The organism is Larkinella sp. C7 (assembly GCF_006149005.1).
Lineage (GTDB): Bacteria > Bacteroidota > Bacteroidia > Cytophagales > Spirosomataceae > Larkinella.
On record NZ_VBSL01000261.1, the window covers coordinates 1 to 329 of the forward strand.

The 329-nt window shown below is 37.4% G+C and carries 1 protein-coding gene; it reads right to left on the reverse strand.

Annotated elements, in window-relative coordinates:
- The coding region (locus FH871_RS35355) for an EbsA family protein (protein WP_138995390.1) at positions 1-326 on the reverse strand (326 nt) is incomplete at its 3' end.
- Positions 327-329 lie beyond the last annotated feature (3 nt).

Here is a 329-nt window from a genome sequence, read left to right on the forward strand (position 1 = left end):
CCATTAGTAAAGACTAAAGCCAGAGTTGATTTGGTTACTTCTACCCGCTTGATGGTGGCAATATCTACCTTTAGTGATTTGAAGACATTGAAAGAAATAATCCAGAGCTGATTGTCTTCACCGAAAATAAAATAGCGGTGGAAGCCCAGTCCAACAAAAATCAAAAAAATAGCAATAAAGGTTAAGCCCACCCAAGGAACTGAAACCTGCTCACGATATAATGACATGGCAAGAAAAATCGGAATAAAGGTGATGGACCAGTAAATGATAGACCATGATAATTCCGGTTGCCAATGGTATCTAACTTTGCCAAATATTTTTATCATTGA